The sequence below is a fragment of the Psychrobacillus sp. FSL W7-1457 genome (genome assembly GCF_038593405.1).
Taxonomy (GTDB): Bacteria; Bacillota; Bacilli; order Bacillales_A; family Planococcaceae; genus Psychrobacillus.
On sequence record NZ_CP151993.1, the window covers coordinates 2,819,353 to 2,841,818 of the forward strand.

The window sequence follows — 22,466 nt, forward strand, 5'->3', positions numbered from 1 at the left end:
TATAATATATTAGAAATTACTTCCTAAAATTTATCTATCACAACCAATGCCATCTCCATCACGATCAAGATGCTTGCCATACCCTGGCTCTCCTTGATGAATCGGTGCTGCACCAGCATTACGGGCTTCCGTACAGTTTTTATAGCTTACGTTAGACTTTTGCTCTTCTGCCACTCGTTTAGCTTCTTCTTGTTTACGTTGTTCCTCTGCTAAACGTTCTGCTTCTTCCTGTTTGCGTTGCTCTTCAGCTAGTCGATCTGCTTCTTCTTGTTTTCGTTGCTCTTCAGCTACACGTTCTGCTTCTTCTTGTTTAGCCTTTTCCTCTGCTAAACGATTCGCTTCTTCTTGCTTGCGCTGCTCTTCAGCTAGTCGATCTGCTTCTTGTTGCTTTTGCTGCTCCTCTGCTAAACGGTCTGCTTCAGCATCTGTTTTATTGGATTGCTCATCAGCTGTTTTCGTATCTGGAGTAATAGCGTCTGTTTCTGTAGTGTCTTCTCCAAAAATCATAGCAAGAATGATTATAAAGCCGAATACATACATAAACGAGGCAACTGCTCTTTTCCACCACTTCCCACTGCGGAAGCCTAGCACCTTCTGATACCATTTTCTCTCTTTTGACTCGAAAGCTATTTTAGCATCCACTAAAAGAGCGACAAACTTTTTACCCGAGCTAGTTAAAACTAAATCTCCTTCTTCTCTGCTTATTACAGTTTTCATCGCAAATTGGTCAACGACTGCATGAGAAAAGAACGTAAATGGCCATTTGTTCAATAATGTAGCTGTTCGTTCCTTGTCGTCATATTCATAAACTAAAATATTCGTATCTTCCACTAAAACAAAGTTGCCCTTTTTCTTTGCACTTTGATAGTAGCCTTCTGCAATTAGCTTCGCATTTCTATGTTTTTCCCTTAACAGTCTTTCTCCATTTTTCGTATGACCAAGATTATCTCTCTTCATAACAAATGCTGTTATTTTCACGTTATTAGATCGTAAATCATTTAATCTATCTGCGTGTAAGAAATGATCAAAATTATGGGTAACTGTTGTGAGTACATTAGCTGATTTGTGATGGACAATATGCTCAAGGATTTCAATAAACTCCTTGCTATCATCGTTAATCTTAATATCATCAAATCTACGTGGCATGTACCCAATATTCATTGTTAGCTGCCACTCATTTTTATCATTGCCATCTTTCTGAACACGAAAATCATTCACTTGATTATATGTATATACCGTATTTTCACTTCTAGAAAGAAATAGGATAGATGTCGTAGTTAATACCAATACTCCCTTTACATCCCTGCCACTTTTCTTATCAAATTCCGCCTCTATCACTTTTAAGACAGTATCCGTTGAATTTATAACGGTATGTCGTGCTTGCTCTAAAACTTTTCCATACATTGTCACTAAGGCTTTCTGACCTATTGTTGGTCGATTTCCTATCCACTTCTGCATACATGTACCTCCGTCTAAAATATCATTTTCTATTATAAACGGGTTTTCCCTATTCAGAGGTTTATGTAATTTTCAAATTTATTTAGACCCTTTGGCACAAACAAATTGTTCCTTACAGTAAATATTTCCTCTCCCATTACCATTAATATATCTAAAAAAATAATCCCAATAAAATATTCTGAAAGTTTAGATTCATATAAATTATATGATAAAATTAAATAAAATTTATTCCATAAAAAGTAATATAATCCCATTTTTATCCTTGTTTCTAAAATGAAAATAAGAAATAAATTCTATGTACAAAATTAAATAGATGAAGAGGTGTTGTGATGTTAATAACCGAAAAGAAAGAGCAAACGATTTTCGATCACGTGGGACATAAAATAATAACAGATAGAGAGATTGATATAGTCGCTAGATTAGAGGAACCATTAGTAGTGGTTTTAGGAAATATGTTAAGCCACGAGGAGTGCGATGAACTGATCAGATTGTCGATGGACCGAATGAAACGATCCAAGATTGGCGCAACACGCGAAGTAAATGAGCAAAGAACAAGTAGTGGTACGTTCATTGAAGAAAGTGAAAACGCGATTGTCGCTAAAGTCGAAAAAAGAATCTCAGCTGTTATGAATATACCCATCGAACACGGAGAAGGCCTTCAAATCCTTAAGTATTCCCCTGGTCAAGAATATAAAGCTCATTTTGATTTCTTTTCATCAACAAGCAAAGCAGCAAACAATAATAGAATCAGTACGCTCGTCATGTACTTAAATGATGTAGAGGAAGGTGGAGAAACCTTTTTTCCTAAGCTGAACTTTACCGTAACCCCTAAAAAAGGGATGGCCGTCTATTTCGAGTACTTCTATAGCGACCAAACTTTAAATGAATTAACTCTGCATGGAGGCGCACCAGTGATTACTGGTGAGAAGTGGGTTGCAACGCAATGGATGAGGAAGCAAAAAATAAGATGAGTTTGTTTTGCTAAATTAAAAGTTACAAAGAAAGCAAATAATAAAGGAGCCGTTTTATCGGCTTCTTTATTTATTCTAGCTCTGATAATTAATTTAGAGTTGCTTGTTATTCTGATAAGTAAACGTAACACGACAACCCATTGTTGATGCTAGTATGGATGTATGGACACAAATTAGTTAAGTCTCTATCCTATAAATAGAGAGGAAGTGTTCGGAATGAAACAAAAACGGTATAACCAAGAATTTAAACAAACAATTGTCGAACTCCACAGATCTGGTACACCTGTGAGTAATCTCAGTAGCGAATATGGTATTTCTGAAGTAACTATTTATAAATGGATTAAAGCACACTCCCCAATCGAAAACAGTGGGGGTTTAACACCGTCTCAAATCGCAGAAATTCAAAAGGAAAACCTTCGGCTTCAACAGGAGGTAGACATCCTAAAAAAGGCTATGACCATATTCGCAAGAAAGTAACAGACCAAGAGATTATTGACCATATCGAAAAGGAGAAAGAACACTTTCCTATCCAATTGATGTGTGATGTGCTAAAAGTGTCCAGAAGTACGTATTACCAGTCGTTCCATAAAGTAAAATCTTCGTATGCCATGGAAAACGAAGCGGTTTTAGCACGCATAAAAACTATACATGCGGAGAGTAAAGGTCGCTATGGTGCACCAAAAATTCATTATCTGTTAACACAAGAAAAGGTCGATTTCAGCTTAAACCGAGTGCAGCGAATCATGAAAAAGGCTGGAATTCGATCAACGATCGTGAAGAAGTACCGACCAACTTCCTCCAATGCGCAAGTGGTGGAACGCGAAAACCTGTTAGAACAAAATTTTGAAACGACGAGCATTAATGAAAAATGGGTTGCAGATATTACGTATATTAATACATTAAAAGACGGCTGGTGTTATTTAGCTTCCGTCCTAGATTTACACACGAAAAAAATTGTTGGCTATTCCTTTTCCAAATCGATGACAACAGAACTTGTTTTACAAGCTTTAGCGAACGCAATCGATGTTCAACAACCAGAAGAAGGACTAATTTTACATACCGATTTAGGCAGCCAGTATACTAGTGAAGACTTTGAAAAAGCAGTGAAAGAAGCAAAAATCAAACAATCTTTCAGTCGTAAAGGATGCCCGTATGACAATGCATGTATCGAGTCTTTTCATGCGATTTTGAAAAAAGAAGAGGTATATCAATCTAGTTATATCAACTTTGAAACAGCCCGATTGACCCTATTTCATTATATCGAATCGTGGTACAACCGAAAACGAATTCATGGAGCTATTAACTATCTAACACCTCAACAATTAGAGGACTTATGCCGAAAAGAAGCGGTTTGATAGCAAAGGCATCTCGTTTTCCTGAGTTACCCCTACCTACACATTTTTTCAGGACGACATCCATGGCTTGTATTTCCTGTATCCAGCGAAAGCTGTCAAGTACGGTCTTTCACTTGATTGGTTTCGCTGGATACAGGACGCTCCATGATTGGATGCCGTTCTGACAGGGACTTAACTTTTTTGTGTCCAGGATATTGACGTAGATCCATGTTTTAGAAAAAATTTTAAGCTAGCTTAGAGAAAGGTCAGGCCACTGAAAAACTTTATTTACATAATTTTTGTCCTTGTTTATATTTACTATGCCCTCTTTCCCTCTCTAGGTCTCCAATCCCCTAAAAAACCATTTTGAATAGCATAGTCATACATATGTACAAGCTTCTTTTCGCTATATGTCTCCATTTGGTCAAAGGCAAGCCATCTACTATTTCGTGCCACGAGTTCTCCTAGATATTCAGTATGTGCCAACCGATTACTTTTGCTCGAATTACAGGACGAACATGCGAGCACAAAATTCCATAGCACATCATTTTGCACATAGCTCCATGGTACAAAATGATCAACATGGGATTTCTTAACCGCCCTATTACAATAGAAACAGCGCTCCTCTCCATACTGTTTAAGCAGCACCTGAAACTCCGATAGTGATTGTCTGGCAGAAACAAACTCCACCTTCGTTAAAATCTTTTCCATTGCCTCTTTGGTATTGTACTTCTCTAAAAACAATGCAAGCTGATAATTTGTAACATTCATAAGAATTCGCTTGTATTTTTCAAAGAAAACAATATAGGGTGCTGTAAGCTGAAGCCATCCTTCCTTTTTATGAAAAGAATATATAGTCCCGTCAAACGATTTGTAAAAGGATCCGTAAACGTACTTTTTAAAAATATCGTTAACATTTTTAATAAGAAGAGCTTTTTGTGGCTCTGCTATTTTGTCAAAATTCCACTCTCTTGGAATCTCATGCTGTCGTTGAAACTCTATAATTACTTGTTCTAAGCTGCTCCGTTTTTCTTTTGAATTCAATTGCCCGAGTTGGTACGTAACCGTTAGATTCCAGTAAATTTTAGTCACATGTCTTGTAACTTGCAAAAACGTTAACCGACCACTTTCACTGACTTCTGGTAAACTTTCCAGCAATGCCTTCATTAAAATATATTTGTACGTAGTGGTATGATGCGAATGCATTAGGAAATGTTGGGTGTAGCGCCACAAATCACTTTCTGCCAAATAAATATCCTTTGCTTCTGCAACGTTTAACTCCCAGCCCATCTTTCCCCTCTCCTTTCTATAACTACTAGAGTGAATGCATTTTATATTCGATAGAACCTCGTTGAAATTTAGTAATTCTTCAACTATTTAATCTCAATAACTTTTCCTACAATATCATCCTTAGCTATTGGCCCTACAGCTCTACTATCCTTACTTGTTAATGGTCTAGGATTATCTCCAATTATAAAATACTCGTCACTCTTTAATTGAATACCCTCTTCAGGCATATCTCCAGCCCATACATCAACAAAATCATATTCACTTACAAGTGGCTTGTTATCAATATAAATAGTTCCATCACTAATCTGAATGAATTCGTTAGGCAAACCGATCACTCTTTTTATTGGAGTTTTTTCTTCGAGTTTAAAGAGCACGATATCATCACGTTTAATGTCATTTTCTATATAATAATCTTTATCAATTATTAATTTTTGCTCATGTTCTAATGTTGGAGACATTGATATGCCATCGTTTAAGTAAACTTTTTTATTATCACTTACACAACCAGCTAAAATTGTCATAAAGAATAAAAACACAAGTAATTTTCTCATTTGAAATACCTCCTAGACTTCAGTTTCAACAGTTTGTTATTTAGTTTCATTACATTTACTGTTACTAAAACGGCCCTATTACTCTTACTGCTCTGCCGATATGTTAACTCTTAGCTTTATTAAAAAGGATTCCGCTTTCTTTTATATACCATTATATTACTATTATACATGTATTATCCATTATATTGAGAGTCTTGAATGGTGTGTGTTGAGGTATGGTGACATTGGAAGAAATGGAGTTGATTATAAACCAGTAATTCCGGTCAAAGAGACCATACATAATGATATAAATAATATCCTACTATAGATGAATCAATTCACATAGAGCAATTATATATATATGATCTATGGCATGCAAAATCAGTTGTTCAGGGATGGAAAAGAATCATTACGTTCTAGAAAAAGAATTACCGAAATTCCAAATCTTCCTTTCTCAGTTTTATGAGACTAATGAGAATAGTAAAATCTACAGGTTCATATATGATGTATGCTTATATATTAAAATTGAAATGAAATTCATTAAATGTCTCAAAAAAGGAGCAGCATAATAATGCTACTCTTTCACCATTAAAAATTACTTAAATAGCTTTTTGATGCTCAAAACAATATATATTACCCTTAAAACGAGTTTTGTTTGATAAACAATATACTTTAACCTTTTCGGAAACTGGATTCCCACATGTTTTACAAGTCGAAAGGTTATTCTCATTCTTAATAGCTTCCCTATCCTTTTCTTTCAACGTTTCTACATGCTTATCTCTTATATATAAATCTGTTATATTAGCACTCTTTATTTTATTATATAAGTTCTGTAATTCATTCGTAGAATAAATTGGTTCCGGATTTTGAAGCTTAAGTATATTGATCTTCCTCGTAATATACTCCGATAGTTCTATGTCATAAACGATTAAATCATTCGATTGTATTTTTCTTAATTCATCATTTACTTTAAAAGTACATCTTTTAGTAAAAGAGACCATTGAGACAAATTGTGTCTCATCTTCTATCTCGAGAACTCCCTTAATCGCTTGTATATGACCATAATTCTGATTAAATGGATTCATCATCGGAAATTTCCCATTAACACTCCACTTAGTCCTGCTCCTATCCCCATAAATAGTTCCACTATAATTCTTAGTCTCTACAACAAATATTGCATAAGGAGTAAAGATAACATGATCAATTTGTGAATATCCAGACTTAGCTTTATTGTTTTCAATTAATACATCAGTTAGATATTTGCTATTCTTCGGAAGTTGGTCGAGTTGTATATTGATTTTATATTCACCAAGCTCACCAATTCTTGAAGGAGTTGGTTTGGACTGTTTCTCTATTCTTTGCTTAACGGTAACAGATACTTTCTCGGAAGATTCTCTTTTAAAAATATTTTTAATTATTCTTGAAAACATGTAGACTCTCCCCTTTTCTTATATATCGTTGATCCTTTCATTAACTTAATAATTCGTTTGTAATACAATAAATTCTCCATTATATCCAAATAAGCCATGTATTAATTTAGACAGAAAAAACCTCCTAATTCATCTCAAGAAGTAGAAGGCCTTTGATTAAACTTCATTTAGCAATGGTTCCATATTTAGAATCTCTATGTTAGTTAGGTACATATGCTATAAATTCTAAAACTGATTCTGGTGAATCTCCATCAAATTCTAGACTATATAAACCTGAATCTGTCATGACTTCAGCTGTGTATGAATAGCCACCTTCCATCTCATTTTCCCATCCTACAACTTCTACTGTTTGATTAAAGATACTTGTTAATTCATCCACCGTCACCTTATTTTTAGGAGTAATGTAATAAGCATGCATTCCTCCACTCTCTTTATGAGATTCACAAAGAAAGAATGTTTCATAGAAGGAACACATTGCTCCCTCATAATATTCTTCTGCTATTAAATTTTCTTTAATTTTTCTTTGTGCAGTGTAGTAAAAATCTGTAAAATTAATATAATAGTCATTAATTGTCGTACCTACCAGTTCGGCCAATTTTTCATTAATAATAATACCTACACGTTTACCACTACTATCTACGATTTCTCCATTTTTGAATATATAGTTTTGAGTCAAACCATTTTCTGCAGTCACAATAAAATTATTTTCTTCTAAATTAACACTATATGTTTCTGTTGATTGCAACTCAATTTCCACTAATTCTTCAATGGATTGAGCAGTTTCATTATAATTTAGAATCGACAAACTTTGGCTCATAGTACTTGCATGAGCTTCTATTATTTCAAAAGCTAGTGCCTCTTTTAAAGTTCCATCTCCATATGGAAGTTTACCGATTGACTCTAAATATATATGTATATTTGACTCATAATTTTTCGATATATCTTCTATCCATTGATCATTTTCAAATTTATAGATTGTTACATTGCTATTTTTTGTATCATTATTTGAGCCAAGTATCATTTCCGGTACTTCGTCTCCCTCAAAATCTATTGATTCAAGAAAACTACTATCTATACCTCTAACACGGTCTTGATAAACAGCCGTTTTCTCAAACTCTGCTAAATACTGCTGAGCGGTTTTCTTTTCAATAACTTCTTCAGTTATTTCTTTTTGAGTGGTCTCTTCTGTGTTAACTTTTGCATTTTCATTAGCACAACCAACTAATAGGAAGCTTAGAGCTAATACCGAAAATATTTTTTTAAACATTACTTCTTTCCTCTCCTTGTTAGGTATACAGTTTTATACTCTACTCATATATATCATTTCTGACATTTAATTTGTAAAATGGAATTCTTAGAACCAATTTACAAGTCTTTAGTTTGTTAATTAAATGTTTCGATTAATTATTCCTTCTAAGTATTGCAAATCCGTTTCATATGCCTTGATAGATTTGCTAAAATCTCCTACAATACCATCTTTCTTATACGAATTTTTCAGAAGCCAACTAATATGTGAGATAACTCTTGAAGGATGAATATTCATTAAAGCATTATTTAACGCATTTCTTCTTTCCTCATCTGTTTTATTAGTTACTTCATAACCAAATGTTCTTAAATCGCTAAGGTTTTTCCAATTTTCCGTATTTTGTTTATTCGAATTTGAAATTTCATCATTTTTTTTGGTTAGTGGTATTATTTTTGGGACTTCAACCCTAGAATGTTTTTTAGATTGAGATTTCTTTACAGACAATTCATAACCAGAATAGTCAGCTAACATTCCCCATAAATTCATATTACTTTCTGTAATCATTCTATTTATTAATAACCTACGATCATACAAATAGTCGAAGTACTTTTTTAGAACCGTATTATGTGCATTATTCCAAATAACAAATAGTAATTTTACAAGCCAGTAATCATTTCTAGTTATAGAACAAGCAGTTATTAATTCATCTATATACCTATCAAACATTATCTCAAATTCAGTTAAAAATTCATGATTATCTTTATATGATAAAATTTCAAATAAAATCAACAGATGAATTTCTTCTATATTTTTTTGTCCTACTATTTCTTTGACTAATCTATTCAGCGCCAGTTGAAAGTCCTCTATTGTTTCTTCGCTTAATACCGTAGACTTTATGTTATCTTCTGAGGTATATTTTCGACTAATATAGAATGCTAAATCACACCTATTAGTTTTTACTAATAAAGCTACAATTTTTAATAATTCTCCAAATTCTAAACACCGACCATTTATTTCAAAAAAAACATCATAAGGTAAACTTGAATCCTCATTAACATCCGGAATCAATATATTTAATAAATATTCCATATCTTTCTTCATTACAGAGCTTTTTAGCATTTTTGTAAGCCTTTTCATCTTACTCACTAGTTCTTCATTTTTCTTTTTTAATTGTTCGTATTCTTCTAATGTAATATTCATAGTCGCAGCACCGTTCTCAGTTATTTTAGATTACAAGTCCTTTACAATTTAAAGCCTATCAAACAATAACATGACTATTAATATGTTTAATGAACAAATAAATCCAATCCTCTATACATATCGGCATAAATTATAAATATTTGAATTACTTAAATCCTAGCTAATTTAAGTTGATGTAATTTAGGCTTTCTATTTCATCGTAATTATCCCAACCTCTATAAATTGTGTGTTAAAATATTCGACACAGGCATACATTATTCGAGTGTATACTACTTTTGACATGAGGTGAGTTAAATGAGTGTCGTTCCTATAAACGAGATGCCAAAAAGGCTAATTCAATATTTAAACGAACTTTCACAATTGAAGCAAAAGCCCATTTCTAGTTTTACTAAGTATGACGATTTGTTATGGGTATGTAAGTTACCAGGGAGTAAGTAATGTCAGAATGCATTTAAAAGTAATACAAATGTGCTGATAGACCAAACCTGAATTCTACAGGTGTTTATAATGTTATTTGGTCGTAAAGATGATGATAAAGAAGCAATTTACATTGGTGAAGCTGAGGAAGTATATACGCGCTTACAAAGTCATTTACGTGAAAAAGACTTTTGGAATGAAGTGATTGTATTTATTAGCAAAGACGATAACTTAAACAAAGCGCACATTAAGTACATTGAAAATAAACTACATGAAAAAGCCAAGGTTACTAATCGTTATGAAGTTTTGATCGGAAATATTACCCCCTATGCCTTCTATATCAGAATCAGATCGAGCAGAAATGGATGAATTTATTAGTAATCTTATAATGATAGTAAATACCTGTAATATATTTTATTCTTTTTCAATCATTACTTTTGGACTGTACAAAAGTAAAAGCAGAAGGGATTCTAAAGTTTTCAACTATTTGAACATATAAAGTTTTTGGCGACGTTAGATCCACTCTCAGCAAAATACAATGAGTAATGTGCATTAACGATATAGAAAAGATTCTAAACTTAAAGAGGCTGGGACATAAATAGGTTCTAAGCTAGTTTTAAAGGGTGAGTCGTCAAATACGACTCGCCCTTTTCTAATTCTTATAGAAAGTAGAGGGCTTACAGCCCTCTTAATGAATATTTCCTTAAGTTTGTGGCCATTAATGCGAGGCCGATTTCATTTTTCACTTTGGTTTTTCCACGAACAGAAAATCGTGTAAAACCTAAATTAGCTTTCAGAAATCCAAAAACTGGCTCCACGTCAGTTTTACGTTGACGATAGATAGCTGCTGTTTTTTCTTCTGAAAGCTTTTGTTGTACATATGCTTTTTGTTGTTCCCATTTCGTATTTACTGCGAGTTTACGATTCGTTCCTTCACCTGCTTTCGTACACAAACTACGAAACGGACAATCTGTACACTCTTCACATTCATACACTTTAAAGTGGCGCACGAACCCAGTAGAATCTTTACGTGTTGAATGGTGAAGGAATGATAACGTTTGATTGTTTGGACATGTATACGTATCGGCTTCTTCATCATAAGACCAATTACTCGTTTTAAAAGGATCAACCTTATATTTTTTCTGCTGTTCTTTTCGATACATACCGTATGTAATTAAGGGCGTACGTTTTCTCTTAGATATAATATCCTCATAATTGGGTTCACTGCCGTATCCGGCATCTGCTACGATATGCTTTGGTAATTTAAAATATTGATCTTCAATTACATCTAAAAAAGGTGAAAGTGTTTTTGTATCAGTTGGATTAGGGAATACATCATAAGCTAAAGTAAACTGGTTTTCTGTTGCTATTTGTATATTATATCCAGCCTTCAATTGTCCATTCTGCATATAGTCATCTTTCATGCGCATGAATGTGGCGTCTTGATCAGTTTTAGAATAGCTATTTCGTGTACCCAGTATCTCTAAATCTTGTTCATACTTTTGTTTGCGTTTCATCCAATCATCTACTTGTTTCAATAATTGCTTTGGTGTTTTACGTTCAGCTCGAAGTCGTTTTCGTTCAATGACATCATCAGAGGTAGTAATTTTTGTAGTGTAGTCATCGACTACATCCTCAAGTGTTACTGCAACTTCTCCAAGTTCTTTTACAGAAAGCTGTTCCATGCTTTCACGCTCAATTGCTGGTATAACCTGTTCTTCGAGTAGTTGTTCATATACTTGATTCGATTTTTCGACTAAGTTGGCGTGATGCTTTTCAATCGACTTTTTCCAAACGAATGTGAATTTATTTGCGTTTACTTCAAGCTTTGTGCCATCAATAAAAATCGCTTGTTGGTCAATCAGCTTCTCCTCAACAAGCCTACAACGAAATTGTACAAAGCATTGGCGCAGTAATTCCTTCATTTGTGGCTGAATACGAAAACGGTTAATGGTACGGTAACTAGGTTCATATCCTTGAGCTAGCCACATCATGCGGACACTGTCTTTTGTTAAATCTTCGATTCTTCGACCTGAAAAGACTGATTGAGTATAACCACACAAAATAATTTTCAACATCATCCGTGGGTGATAGGCTGGACAACCTGTTTCTTTTTGAAAAGGAGCGAAAGCTTCTGCAGGAATACTTTCGACTAGACGATGGATATGGAAGGCAATATCATTTTCTTGTAATTTCATTTCTAAATCTAGAGGTAATATTAATTGATTCATGTTATAATTTTTAAACATAAAGGACACTTCTTTCGTTTGAAATTTAGTAGTAGGATACTTAAATTTTAACAGAAGTTGTCCTTTTTTCATGCAAAAAAATAGCTGCTGATATTTTACTTTCGTAAAATGCCAGCAGCTATCCTATTTTTGAGGTTAGTTTTGTCCCAGCCTCTTTCCTTTTTATTATTAAACTGTATTAATATTAATGTTTACTTCAAATCATTTAATTTCAGGAACTTTAACCTTAACAGATTTCGGTTCACTTAAATGACCATTCTCCATGAATTGACCTTGAATAATACATTCACCCTTTTGTAAGAAACGTAATTCATCTAGGTTATGGATATTCATTTTCTTACCTACCAGGCTTAGCTCACTTTCTGCTGGTTTAAAGAAAATAGAAGTGGCTGCATTTTCTAAAACTGTTCGCTCTGCTATTGAAAAGTTGCTGAACGTTTGAGTAGCAAACCAGGCAGATAAGCCGAATTTACGTCCCTCACGCAATATTTTTTCTGAAGGAGAGTTACTTCCGAAATCTAGATTCTGCGCCTCATCTAAAATGATTGGTAAAGGCTTACTGACATTACCACCTTGAGCATAGGAGAACAAATCCCATAGTATAAATTCGGTCATAAGCTTCTTAATATCATCTTGATCGAATCCCTCAAATTGAATGACAAACACTTTACCATCTGCGGTGAAATAATCATCCCATGTGAATTCATTGTCATAGTCGAATGGATCGATATCTACAAATACACTTAGCTTACTAACGATAGAGGCAGCAACTGCGGTGGTCGTATCTGGTAAATCCTGCAGTACTTCTAGCATTAATTGCATATTTGCTTTTTCCCCATACATTTCAATACATTTTTTTGCCGCACGATAGATGGCACTTTGTTGCTGATCACCAAATTGTTTATAAACGGAGGCAAATACATTACGAATTCTAGAAGCTGTATCAGACTCTTTCTCTAAGAACGATTTTCCAGCAATTATTTTTTCTCGACGACGGAATGGATTGATAGGGAAGCCTTCATAATAAACAATTCGTTCTTCTAGTCGGTCACCTAACAGGTCTAGGAAGTTTGAGTTAAGCTGACTTTTCGTATAGCTACTAGAAAAATCGACGATTAAAGCAGACTGACCATTTTCTACAAGCTGCTTCAATACTGATTGAACAAAGTATGTCTTCCCCTGTCCTGATCTACCACCAATAACTAAATGACGATTCGAGAGCAGGGTTGAACTGTATTCCCAATAGACCGGTTGACTTGCATTATAACCAAATAGCGGCTGATTGCTTGTAGGTTGAACTGACGGAGGAGTCAATGGCAATACTGGTACCTGATCATCCTCATCCGGTTGATCCATAGGAATTATATTCCCTGGATCGTATACAGTAGGCGGGTCAGCAGCAATATTATTATCGTTATTTTCATTTTGATATGGAATATCCGATTTCTCTTCTCCATTTGGATTTTCCTCTACTCGAGGAACAATCACTTCATTCTCTTCTGAGGTATCATCTGCAACAGGTATCACTTCATCTTCTAACACGTCGTCTTCCGCAGTATCTATAGTTGAAGGAAGTGGTATTATCTCTTTTTCTTCCTTAGGCACTACCTCTACAGATTCCACCACACTAAAGTCCTTCGCTTTTAGCTGCTCCATTCTAACTCCTAGAGATCGATATGCAGTATCCTCAGGTATTTCGTAGATTAATACCATGTTTTCACGATTCTTTGTTTCTTTTACTAAATGTTTTTTAAAGGAGATAATTGCTCCTACTCCATGTTCTGCAACTAACCCATCGCTTATCACAAACTCATCATTTAGTAATTTCTCCAATACTTCCTCTGAGATGTCATAGGATTGTTCTGGCCAGAAATCATTTTCTCTCATTTTATTGGCATTTATAATTAACATACGGGCAAAAAAGTTCCTTAAAAACTTTGCATCAAAAGAAGTATCATTGATTAAGTTATCTTTCAATCGCTCATTTAATTCTTTTACCTGTTTAATACCCTTTTCAATAACATCCGAATTGTTAAAGCCTATTTTCACTTCTACAGGATAGAAATGCAGCTTTAATTGGCCTTGCTCATTTTCCAGCCCTAACAAAAGTAGGTCATCACTGCAGTTCCCTGTTCTACCAATTGTCTTCCCAGAGAAGATACCGTCCTTACGACTCAATCGAATGTTTCCTGCCACACGAACTATCTCTTCCATTGAAATTGGAACCCATAAAATATTGCTAGAATTCAAGTAAAGTAATGCATGCTTAATAGCAGCGACAATGCTCATTTTTTCTCTTTTATCATGACCTTGGTTTTGGACGGCTCTCAGTAACCATTCCCCATTAAATGTATTAAATGACTTGATAATATGATCAATATTCTCATCCGGTACTTTTACACCTTGGGATTGAAGGAACCCATCAATTACATTGAAATATTGTCTAGACTTGTCAGTGATCGTAATTGCATCATATTTGCTGCTAGAGGATAGCTGGTCTGAGTAATGAACAATGACAAGATTATCAGAGCTATCCTGGAAATAACGTAAATCCACTGCTGGGTCGATGAATGTTAACCAAATCGAATTATTGTAAAGCAATTTTAAATAGCTTTCATCGTCTTCATCGATATGAAGGGAAATGACATTATTCTTTTTATATGGATCTTTACCATAATTTTTATTGTTCGCACTTAGCTCATTAATAGCTGATGCAAACTGCGTTAAAAGGGAGCGTTTTGTATTTGACAATCCTACCCCAAAGCCTACACGGTATCCACCGTTTTCAGTTCTTTGAGAAACTGTGGAAACAAAAAGTCCATCTAAGTTCATCGCATTTGGTGCATTTTGAATGATTTGCTTAGACATCTGCTCCTTATTTTGCATCTTATAGAAGGTTAAATGGCTGTAACGCGGTTCCTCTTGGATAGGAGCCTTATAGAAGCTTAAATGCTTTTGAATTTCTAATAAAACATCCTCTGCATCAAATTGTTTAGTGGAACAATCTATATCAAAGATTTCTTTAACCTCAGCAGGAGTGCTTAGTGTATTAAAAAGCTCAAAGGCACTTGTCGTATTTAAGCTTGATTCATAGCTAGTTACCTCTAGGTCAAACATGTTGGAAAGTGTTCCTGTTTGGGTGATACGGTCCTTAAACCATTTTAAAATCCCTTTTAATATCTCTTTGTCATTCGTTAAATTGATAATGTTAATATGCATTTTTGGCTTGTTACTAATCGTAAACAAATAATCATAATAGGTAATAAATTGTTTTAGCTTTTCACGTATCAAATTAGCCAAATAGGCATTTGTTTCACCTATTTGAACCTCTTTTTGAGGCTGAAAGCAGTGCCATTCAGACATATTATTTAGAGAATCGGGCTTTAAGTAATTATCATCAATCGGGCTTACTAAATAAGGAATAATAAATGCCGGCTTTAAACGTTTTAATATATTTTCATCTATGACTTGTCCTTCCACCTCTTCTATAATTTGCAGCTGATATGCAACATTTAAAGGTGAGAACGGCGTCATATAGAGTTTGTCATTAAATTGCATAGACCCTAAATATAATAGATTTTTCTGTACGTTGGACAAATAATCGTTATCTCTAATTTCATTAATAGCAGAGACGAATTCTTCAATATACTCTTTAGCTGCATTACGTATTGTCTCGTCATAGTAAATAAGCGTGGGAATCGATTTTTTACTCTTCAATGCATTTAAGAAAGAATCATAAGCTTTTTCTACTCCCTCAGGCAAATCCAACGGTTTAGCTATTAAGCTTTGGATATTATACTCTGCAATCCTTACTCCCTCATCTAGCCACTGTTGCTCCAGTAAGTAAAAGAGAGACTCTTCGTTAGATAGCTTATATGGTTGCTGACCAATATTAATCTTTTTTCCATCATCTGAAATAATAAATGTTTCTTTAAGATTGACCTTACGTAGCCAAATCTTCTGAGAAGAAATGTCCTTCGTCTTAAATACCTCGTCACTCACAACAATTGGTAATCTACATTTATTATGAACAATATCAAATTGTATGGAGCTTGTATCCTCATCTAATAACCCTAACTCAAAGGACACCTCGACTCCTGCATCCTCTACCCTAACTATTTCATTTTCATTTTGTACAACGGCTTGAACAGATCCGTCTCCAAAAATAAGATTTTCATCCGATAAATTTAATAATAGTCGTCCCGAAGAAGTTAATCCGTATGAAAGCTCATAACGCTTTAACCATTCCTCCGATTCCTTAATGATTAAAATGCGGATAGTGAACGCACTAGAAGACATATTTTCATGTCTATAGGAAATATTTTTAAAGGAACTATACTCATCACTTAATTCAATATTAGCTATTAATGAGTGTCCCTTTGCAGCAACAAAATTAGCGGAGCGCTTTAAAATATAGTTCTCACTTGTATGTCGACTAAAGGGTAGTTTGACTTCGATAATTTCAGACGGCTCATAATCCGGGTGAAATATGATTACCTCATAAGTACGCTTTTTAGAGTTTTTTTGCCAAAATGATTTTATCTTCTCATTAGACTTCTTTCGAAGGACAGTTATTTCATCTGCTTTCAAATAGATATCCTTACGTTCGGCAACTTTATCCTTCGCCTTTAAAACATCTACTAAATCAATTCCGTCCTCATCCTTATAGAGCTTCTTACCAAAGTCATCAAAAAGATCCACTAAACGATCTTCTCCATTACCTAATTCTCTTAGACGGGAAACCTCATCGAATAATTCTGTGTTGTGGGTTAGGCGTTTATCAATTTCTTTTTGTAGCTTGTTATATTTATTACTGTCAACAGCTTCTTGATCCCTGGATTCGATTATCGAATTAAGCAAGGAGTCCTTAAAATAACCCAGTGACTTATAATCTTCCTCCTGGATTTGCTGTCCATTTGCCCAGTTCAAGATCTCTTCAAAGTCTAAAAACGACGGCTGCTCTGAATAATGTAGCTCCTCTGTCTCTGCAAGATAATGCAAGAGAATTTCCTTGTCCTGCCCTACCAATGCACTTTCCTTGATATACTCTTCCAAGTTGTTGACTATTTGACTTGCATGCAGTGGCATCCCCTCAGAGGTAAGATCCTTACTACCACCTTGAATAGAATCTAACAGATTATCTGAGATTATTACTAGGGATGTATTCTTCCACTCCCCTTTTTGCTCACTCATAAGATTTCGTAGTGTAACTAAAAAGTCTATATGTGTTTCATCTAGAGTAGTAGCTAGTACATATTTATGATTTCCATAATTCAATGAATCTGCTGTATAGGCCTCACTGGCACCAGGTATCGTGTAGGTAAATTCACTTGCCGTTGGTAAATCCTTAAGTGCATCTATAATTTCCTTTACATATATCTCAGAAGGAAGTGAAAGAAAATATCGATTCACTATTCCTTGCTTTACTTCCTTTGCGAAATAATCGGATAGCTGATTTGCTATATGATTATAAAATGGCTTTGACATATTGAGCATCCCCACTATCACTTTTTTTATCTAGGTAATTTAAATTATCTAGAATTTTTACTACCTCTTCTTTCGAATATTTATCAAAGAAGACACCACGATTTTCTAATTCTATCCAAAGCTTGTTTAATTCTAATTGACTCCCACGAGGCCCTACTGCTACAGCTATTAGGGAAATGAGCTGGTTCATATTTAATGCTAGTATATTACCTAATGATCCACCTGATTTACGATAGAAGCGTGTTGCAATAGTCTCAAAGGCCACACTATAACGAGAATTAATCTCCTCTTTAACATTTCTACGTAGCGTGTCATATAAATCCTTAAATGCTTGCTGCAAGTCCTGGTCCTCATAAGGAATTCTTTCAGTTAACGGGAAATATAGCTTATACTCTTCATTTATCCAATAATAAATAGACTTAATAAATTCTTCTTGCGCAGCTGGTGATTGTTTTTGGAAATAGTCTGCGTAGTCCTTATAAAACCAATTGCTCTCTTGAGTGAAGGTATTGTTACCTAATATATTTAGCGTATGCTCATGGGCAAAGAAGCTTCTTATCTCTTCACGTAGGAAGCGTAGACCCTCATTATAAAAATCCCGTCTCTTAGACGCTGTTTCGCTCATATTCAAGAATACAATGCGATGCAGCTTATCTGTTTGAGCTGATGTTAATTTATTGGTTTGGATGACAATTTGGGACATCGCAATAAATGTATAATGCAAAGCGATATCCGCAAAATGCTGGATTAAAAAAGCTGGATTTGTCGAGAGAGTCTTCACATCATTTAAAAATTGCTGCTGCAAGCCTGGAAAAAGCATTTTATATTTTCTCTTAGTTAATGGCTTATTGTCTGCCTGTCCTGAAATACGTATAATCTCACTTAATAAATCCTCGGTTTTTAATTCACTAAACAATGAGTTGAATTCATTCTCGTAATCTCTAATAAATAAATCATAGAAGAAATTAAAATAGCCTATCTCGCCCTTTTTTTCATCCTTATGATTAATAAAAGGGATATTTTTAAAATGTTCTACTCTGGTAATTGTAGAATTTTCTATATCCTCTAGCTCATTTTCAATAAACAGCTTAAATACTTCCATTGTTTCATCAGAATCAAATTTCCCCTCTCCTAAGATTCCATCAATAGAGTTTTCATTTTTCTCGTATTCTATGCTTTCACCATCTAGTACGCGCATCGTCGCTCCAACAATGGCTGCATAACCATTTTCAAACTTAGCGCGCTCTGGCTTACGTGTAGGGAGAGGTAGCACAAACGTATTTTCTCGACGACGATACGTATATACTCCGTTCTTTTCCACAAAGTCTCTAATTCTTTGATAATCTAATTGGAAAATCATGCTATACCTTCTTTACATCGAATTTTGCTTTTGAAAACTTGGGCTTAGAAATTTCATAATACTCATTCGTCGGTACATGTACTAGGAGCAATTTCTTTTCTTTATCCTCAAAATATTTAATAAGCTTATTATAGAAATCTTCAAATTGTATGGCTTGTCCTACCTCGTGTAGGTTAGGTCTATGACCATTGCTTACCTGTCTTAAAATTTCAAAAAGCTTTAAATCTAAATCAAAGTTAATATCATTGAAGCCTAGAGTGATATAGTGGTTAGAAGCATGTAGGTCACCCTCCTCGACACTACCATATAGATCCATATCTAATGTGCTCTCTAAGTTCATAGGGATTGCCATTCTAAATTCCTTTTTCAAATTATTCGTAATGTACGCATATGAATCCCGTGGGGATCCCTTCCATTGGTAAACTACCTTTTCAAGTAGTGGGAATACCTCCTCGATGACTTCTCCAGTACCTTTATAAAAGGCATACAAGTACTTTACAAAGTGGCTAAAATCTGATTGCTCGTTGTTTTCATTTAATAATTCTTTTAAACGAATGACAAAGCGCGCTACTTCTAAATGCTCATTTAGTGAAATAGCGTTCTGCCAATAACTATCAAAAGGAATATTACCGTCTACACCTATTACACTAGTTAAATATGTGGATAGATCTGGCTGCATGAATATACTAGCAATCAATTCATCATTTAAGCTATTTTTAATGAAAACGGGATCTAACTCATTTAATCCAAATAAAATAGCTGATCTTTCTGGATGATTGAACAGTAAATTTGGTAAAGAGTTTTCCAACGAAAAAGCAGTACTTTGTGGATTTAACAATATCTCGGAGGGTACTATCAAATCTACAATAAAGTTATAAAACTCTCTCGTAGAGACAATCATCTTATTTCTTATAATGACATGTATAATCTTCTCTACTATTCTTTTTCTAACTTGTTCATTCATCAGTAATAAGTAATTCTCATGAGCCATTGTCCATTTGTTATTTGATTTGTCCTGTAGCCATGCTTGATATATTTCATTAACACCCTCAGGTGCTGTAATTTTTTCAAGTATCTTTGAAAAGAAGGATGAATATACTCCCTTTTCACTGATGCTATAGTATTTTTCCTTGGAGAAATCCACCGTGTGAAAGCTTTCAAATGCATCGGTCTTTTTATCGCTTTTAGTCTTATTAAAAATATTTAAGGAATCAATGTAGCTGGTGAATAATTGGAATTGCCCCTTTTCTTTTTGTAACAAATAAAAGTTGTGTAGTTTTCCATAGTTTATAGCCACTACAATATGCTGTTTTGGTACAAAGCCATCCTCAAATGGAGATAGAATGCGCTCCAGCGTTGCCTCAGCAGGCTTCGTTCTTTCATAGGACTCCGTAGCATCATTATGAATATAGACATTGTTGAATAGATTTGGTTTTGTATCCTTTAGATAAGCCAAGAGATGACTTTTCCCATCCCCCACACTTCCTAGTAGTAAAAGTAACTGGGGATTACTAGATGCTTGCATTTCCTCTAGCTTTGCTACAGTATCCCTCTCTATTTTTCTTTCCACATGCATATAACTCTGGAAACTGCCTAGTTCATTTGCATTTACAACCGTTTCATTAGAAGACTTTTGTAGGCCTTTAATTTTTTGAAGGAATAGGGATCCATATTTGCTTGGCTGTTTCTTAGAATCATCTGTTTGATTAGTAGCAGATGAGATTTCTACTACTCTCTCTTCCATTTTATCTGGTGTATGAACAGACGCAGCAATCTCTGCGTTACTTGTAGTACTCAATATAACTCTCTCTCTTCTTTCCTCTATCTCTTGCACAGCTTTTGACACTTCAGGCAGTCGCATATCCTTTTTGCTTACCACTGGTCTCACTGAATGAGATGTTTTCTTTTTGCCTTGTTGCTCTTTTACTACAAAAAACAACTTTGTAACAAGCTGTTCAAAAGTAGCAAATACGTCTGCTACAATATTTTTAGGGACCTGTGCATGCTTCAAAACCTTAGAAATATTTTTAGCCATTTCATACTCGTCTAGGGGTAAACCATAATCGTTATATATCTTTTCCCACATTGACTCCGTGGACAAATGGGCAAGCCTTTCTGGTGTACCAAATGGCTCTACTATAACCATAGATTTTGACTCTGCTAAATAATTTAAGCGGGCAACCCCTAAAAATCTAAATAAGATATTCATTTTCTTTAAAGCTCCATCAGGATTATACTTAACCATTGTTTTAATCAAATCATATCTAAACTTCTGATTATCTAAATCAAAGTGAACGATGAATATATCCCAGAAGCTTTCTAATACTCTTGTATTCATTTTTATGGGTAGAGGTATATCTTCTAAAGATGGAAACAAATAATAGCTATCCTTATGACTATTTGTAGTAGGTATGGCTTCTGTTGATAGCTCCTCCATTGAATTTGATGTTTTGAAGAGCTTCTTATCAGCTATTGCATCTATAACGTATTTTAAACGATTGATGGCTATGACTAAAGTTCTAGTAGTAATCGTTGTCTGCCGGTCAAATACTATTATTAAATCTCTTACTTGTTTATATACTGCATAAGTTATCGCATCATATTCAAATAGAATTTCCCACCGCTTTGTATGTGAAAAATCCCTAAAGTCATTTAACATTATCAAATTATCAGACTTGTTAAAGTCAATTGCTTCAAATAGGAGAACTTCAATTTTAGTTGTTAGATCCTCTAAGCATAAAACAACCGTAGAATTACTATCACCGATTAAATTCATTAAATTATTAAAGCCATACATAGTTTCTGGCAAATTAAGCTGTTTAATAATAAAATTCCAATTTTGCATATGTACCTCCAAGGTTTCCATATATTAACGAAACTATTTACTTAGATAGTTTATATTAATTTTACCCTAAATAACTAATCAGGACCATTTAATATTATAAATGTCCCAGTTACTACTAATAATTTTTCACATTTTAAATGAATTAAGTTCACTTAATTACCTTAATGTGGATATAACATAACAATTAGACTCATCTGTATTAATCATCAGAACTAATAAGAGTTCTTTGCTTAAAGATAATGAACGTGTACATAATAAAACCGCCAAAATCGAATTGATTAGGCGGTTTTATAAATTGTAGGCAGCTCTAATGCCTAAAAGACATAATAGAAAACTATCAGTTTTTATTCATTATGTAAAGGAAAAGCGTTCAACACTTCATGTATTATCAGACCTTCTTTACCATAATTAGAACTAGCTTGTACAAGCATATGTTGTTCCTCAATCTTTTCTTCTGTTATAGGTAAATATTTCTGCTCAGGCTTTTTACTATTTAAATCCTTATCAATATTCACACCAAGTTTAAGAACCTTATTTATGCACCAACGTCGCTCCATTAATTGGATCAACACCATTTTATCTTAGATACTCAAGTAATAAACCACGCTGTTTGCCCTCTGGAATGTTATCTATGAACACCTCTACTATG

General features: G+C 34.2%; 14 protein-coding genes. 3 read left to right on the forward strand and 11 right to left on the reverse strand.

Annotated elements, in window-relative coordinates; genetic code table 11:
• Positions 1 to 30: 30 nt before the first annotated feature.
• Positions 31 to 1,458 carry an excalibur calcium-binding domain-containing protein gene (locus NSQ95_RS13815; protein WP_342559784.1) on the reverse strand — a complete coding sequence of 476 codons (1,428 nt, stop codon included), beginning with the start codon at positions 1,456 to 1,458 and terminating at the stop codon, positions 31 to 33.
• A gap of 329 nt (positions 1,459 to 1,787) precedes the next feature.
• Here NSQ95_RS13815 and NSQ95_RS13820 point away from each other — a divergent pair, with 329 nt between their 5' ends.
• Together NSQ95_RS13820 and NSQ95_RS13825 are read left to right on the forward strand one after the other, a co-directional pair.
• The gene (locus NSQ95_RS13820) at positions 1,788 to 2,429 is read left to right on the forward strand and encodes a 2OG-Fe(II) oxygenase (protein WP_342559785.1); all 642 of its coding nucleotides are present in this window, start codon (positions 1,788 to 1,790) and stop codon (positions 2,427 to 2,429) included.
• Positions 2,430 to 2,645: 216 nt separating this feature from the next.
• A protein-coding gene (locus tag NSQ95_RS13825; protein ID WP_342559786.1) for an IS3 family transposase occupies positions 2,646 to 3,784 on the forward strand; the annotation gives its coding sequence in 2 pieces (ribosomal slippage) (positions 2,646 to 2,871 and positions 2,871 to 3,784; 1,140 coding nt in all).
• 297 nt (positions 3,785 to 4,081) lie between these two features.
• On the opposite strand, the gene NSQ95_RS13830 is transcribed toward NSQ95_RS13825, so the two are convergent.
• From NSQ95_RS13830 to NSQ95_RS13850, 5 genes are all read right to left on the reverse strand, one after another.
• The gene (locus NSQ95_RS13830; protein WP_342559787.1) at positions 4,082 to 5,053 is read right to left on the reverse strand and encodes an HNH endonuclease; all 972 of its coding nucleotides are present in this window, start codon (positions 5,051 to 5,053) and stop codon (positions 4,082 to 4,084) included.
• Between the two features lie 83 nt (positions 5,054 to 5,136).
• The gene (lepB, locus tag NSQ95_RS13835) at positions 5,137 to 5,604 is read right to left on the reverse strand and encodes a signal peptidase I (protein ID WP_342559788.1); all 468 of its coding nucleotides are present in this window, start codon (positions 5,602 to 5,604) and stop codon (positions 5,137 to 5,139) included.
• Between the two features lie 578 nt (positions 5,605 to 6,182).
• Complete coding sequence (locus NSQ95_RS13840) at positions 6,183 to 7,013, reverse strand: nuclease-related domain-containing protein (protein WP_342559789.1); 831 nt, start codon at positions 7,011 to 7,013, stop codon at positions 6,183 to 6,185.
• A gap of 199 nt (positions 7,014 to 7,212) precedes the next feature.
• A complete protein-coding gene (locus NSQ95_RS13845; protein WP_342559790.1) occupies positions 7,213 to 8,280 on the reverse strand; it encodes a hypothetical protein in 1,068 nt (355 codons plus the stop codon).
• Positions 8,281 to 8,400: 120 nt separating this feature from the next.
• Positions 8,401 to 9,459 carry a hypothetical protein gene (locus NSQ95_RS13850; protein ID WP_342559791.1) on the reverse strand — a complete coding sequence of 353 codons (1,059 nt, stop codon included), beginning with the start codon at positions 9,457 to 9,459 and terminating at the stop codon, positions 8,401 to 8,403.
• A 507-nt stretch (positions 9,460 to 9,966) separates the two neighbouring features.
• Here NSQ95_RS13850 and NSQ95_RS13855 point away from each other — a divergent pair.
• Positions 9,967 to 10,245 (forward strand): GIY-YIG nuclease family protein, encoded by a 279-nt coding sequence (locus NSQ95_RS13855; RefSeq protein ID WP_342559792.1) that lies wholly within the window; start codon positions 9,967 to 9,969, stop codon positions 10,243 to 10,245.
• Positions 10,246 to 10,553: 308 nt separating this feature from the next.
• Here NSQ95_RS13855 and NSQ95_RS13860 read toward each other — a convergent pair whose 3' ends face one another.
• The 5 genes from NSQ95_RS13860 to NSQ95_RS13880 all read right to left on the reverse strand — a co-directional run bounded on the left by NSQ95_RS13860 (position 10,554) and on the right by NSQ95_RS13880 (position 22,374).
• Entirely contained in the window at positions 10,554 to 12,125 is a 1,572-nt protein-coding gene (locus NSQ95_RS13860) for an IS1182 family transposase (protein WP_342560816.1), read from the reverse strand.
• Positions 12,126 to 12,326: 201 nt separating this feature from the next.
• On the reverse strand, positions 12,327 to 17,612 hold the full coding sequence (gene dptH / locus NSQ95_RS13865) for a DNA phosphorothioation-dependent restriction protein DptH (protein ID WP_342559793.1): 5,286 nt from the start codon (positions 17,610 to 17,612) through the stop codon (positions 12,327 to 12,329).
• Entirely contained in the window at positions 17,593 to 18,972 is a 1,380-nt protein-coding gene (gene dptG, locus NSQ95_RS13870; RefSeq protein WP_342559794.1) for a DNA phosphorothioation-dependent restriction protein DptG, read from the reverse strand. Before dptG ends, dptH begins: the two co-directional genes overlap by 20 nt.
• Before the next feature lies 1 nt (position 18,973).
• Positions 18,974 to 21,817, reverse strand: coding sequence for a DNA phosphorothioation-dependent restriction protein DptF (gene dptF / locus NSQ95_RS13875; protein WP_342559795.1), 2,844 nt, complete (start codon positions 21,815 to 21,817; stop codon positions 18,974 to 18,976).
• Positions 21,818 to 22,161: 344 nt separating this feature from the next.
• A complete protein-coding gene (locus NSQ95_RS13880; protein ID WP_342559796.1) occupies positions 22,162 to 22,374 on the reverse strand; it encodes a hypothetical protein in 213 nt (70 codons plus the stop codon).
• Positions 22,375 to 22,466 lie beyond the last annotated feature (92 nt).

Excerpts from the sequence above, each read along its gene's own strand:
- NSQ95_RS13840 (WP_342559789.1), bottom strand. The coding sequence starts at position 7,013 with ATGTTTTCAAGAATAATTAAAAATATTTTTAAAAGAGAATCTTCCGAG.
- dptH (WP_342559793.1), bottom strand. The coding sequence starts at position 17,612 with ATGTCAAAGCCATTTTATAATCATATAGCAAATCAGCTATCCGATTAT.
- NSQ95_RS13880 (WP_342559796.1), bottom strand. The coding sequence starts at position 22,374 with ATGGAGCGACGTTGGTGCATAAATAAGGTTCTTAAACTTGGTGTGAAT.
- NSQ95_RS13820 (WP_342559785.1), top strand. The coding sequence starts at position 1,788 with ATGTTAATAACCGAAAAGAAAGAGCAAACGATTTTCGATCACGTGGGA.
- NSQ95_RS13830 (WP_342559787.1), bottom strand. The coding sequence starts at position 5,053 with ATGGGCTGGGAGTTAAACGTTGCAGAAGCAAAGGATATTTATTTGGCA.
- dptF (WP_342559795.1), bottom strand. The coding sequence starts at position 21,817 with ATGCAAAATTGGAATTTTATTATTAAACAGCTTAATTTGCCAGAAACT.
- NSQ95_RS13855 (WP_342559792.1), top strand. The coding sequence starts at position 9,967 with ATGTTATTTGGTCGTAAAGATGATGATAAAGAAGCAATTTACATTGGT.
- lepB (WP_342559788.1), bottom strand. The coding sequence starts at position 5,604 with ATGAGAAAATTACTTGTGTTTTTATTCTTTATGACAATTTTAGCTGGT.
- NSQ95_RS13845 (WP_342559790.1), bottom strand. The coding sequence starts at position 8,280 with ATGTTTAAAAAAATATTTTCGGTATTAGCTCTAAGCTTCCTATTAGTT.
- dptG (WP_342559794.1), bottom strand. The coding sequence starts at position 18,972 with ATGATTTTCCAATTAGATTATCAAAGAATTAGAGACTTTGTGGAAAAG.
- NSQ95_RS13815 (WP_342559784.1), bottom strand. The coding sequence starts at position 1,458 with ATGCAGAAGTGGATAGGAAATCGACCAACAATAGGTCAGAAAGCCTTA.
- NSQ95_RS13850 (WP_342559791.1), bottom strand. The coding sequence starts at position 9,459 with ATGAATATTACATTAGAAGAATACGAACAATTAAAAAAGAAAAATGAA.
- NSQ95_RS13860 (WP_342560816.1), bottom strand. The coding sequence starts at position 12,125 with ATGTTTAAAAATTATAACATGAATCAATTAATATTACCTCTAGATTTA.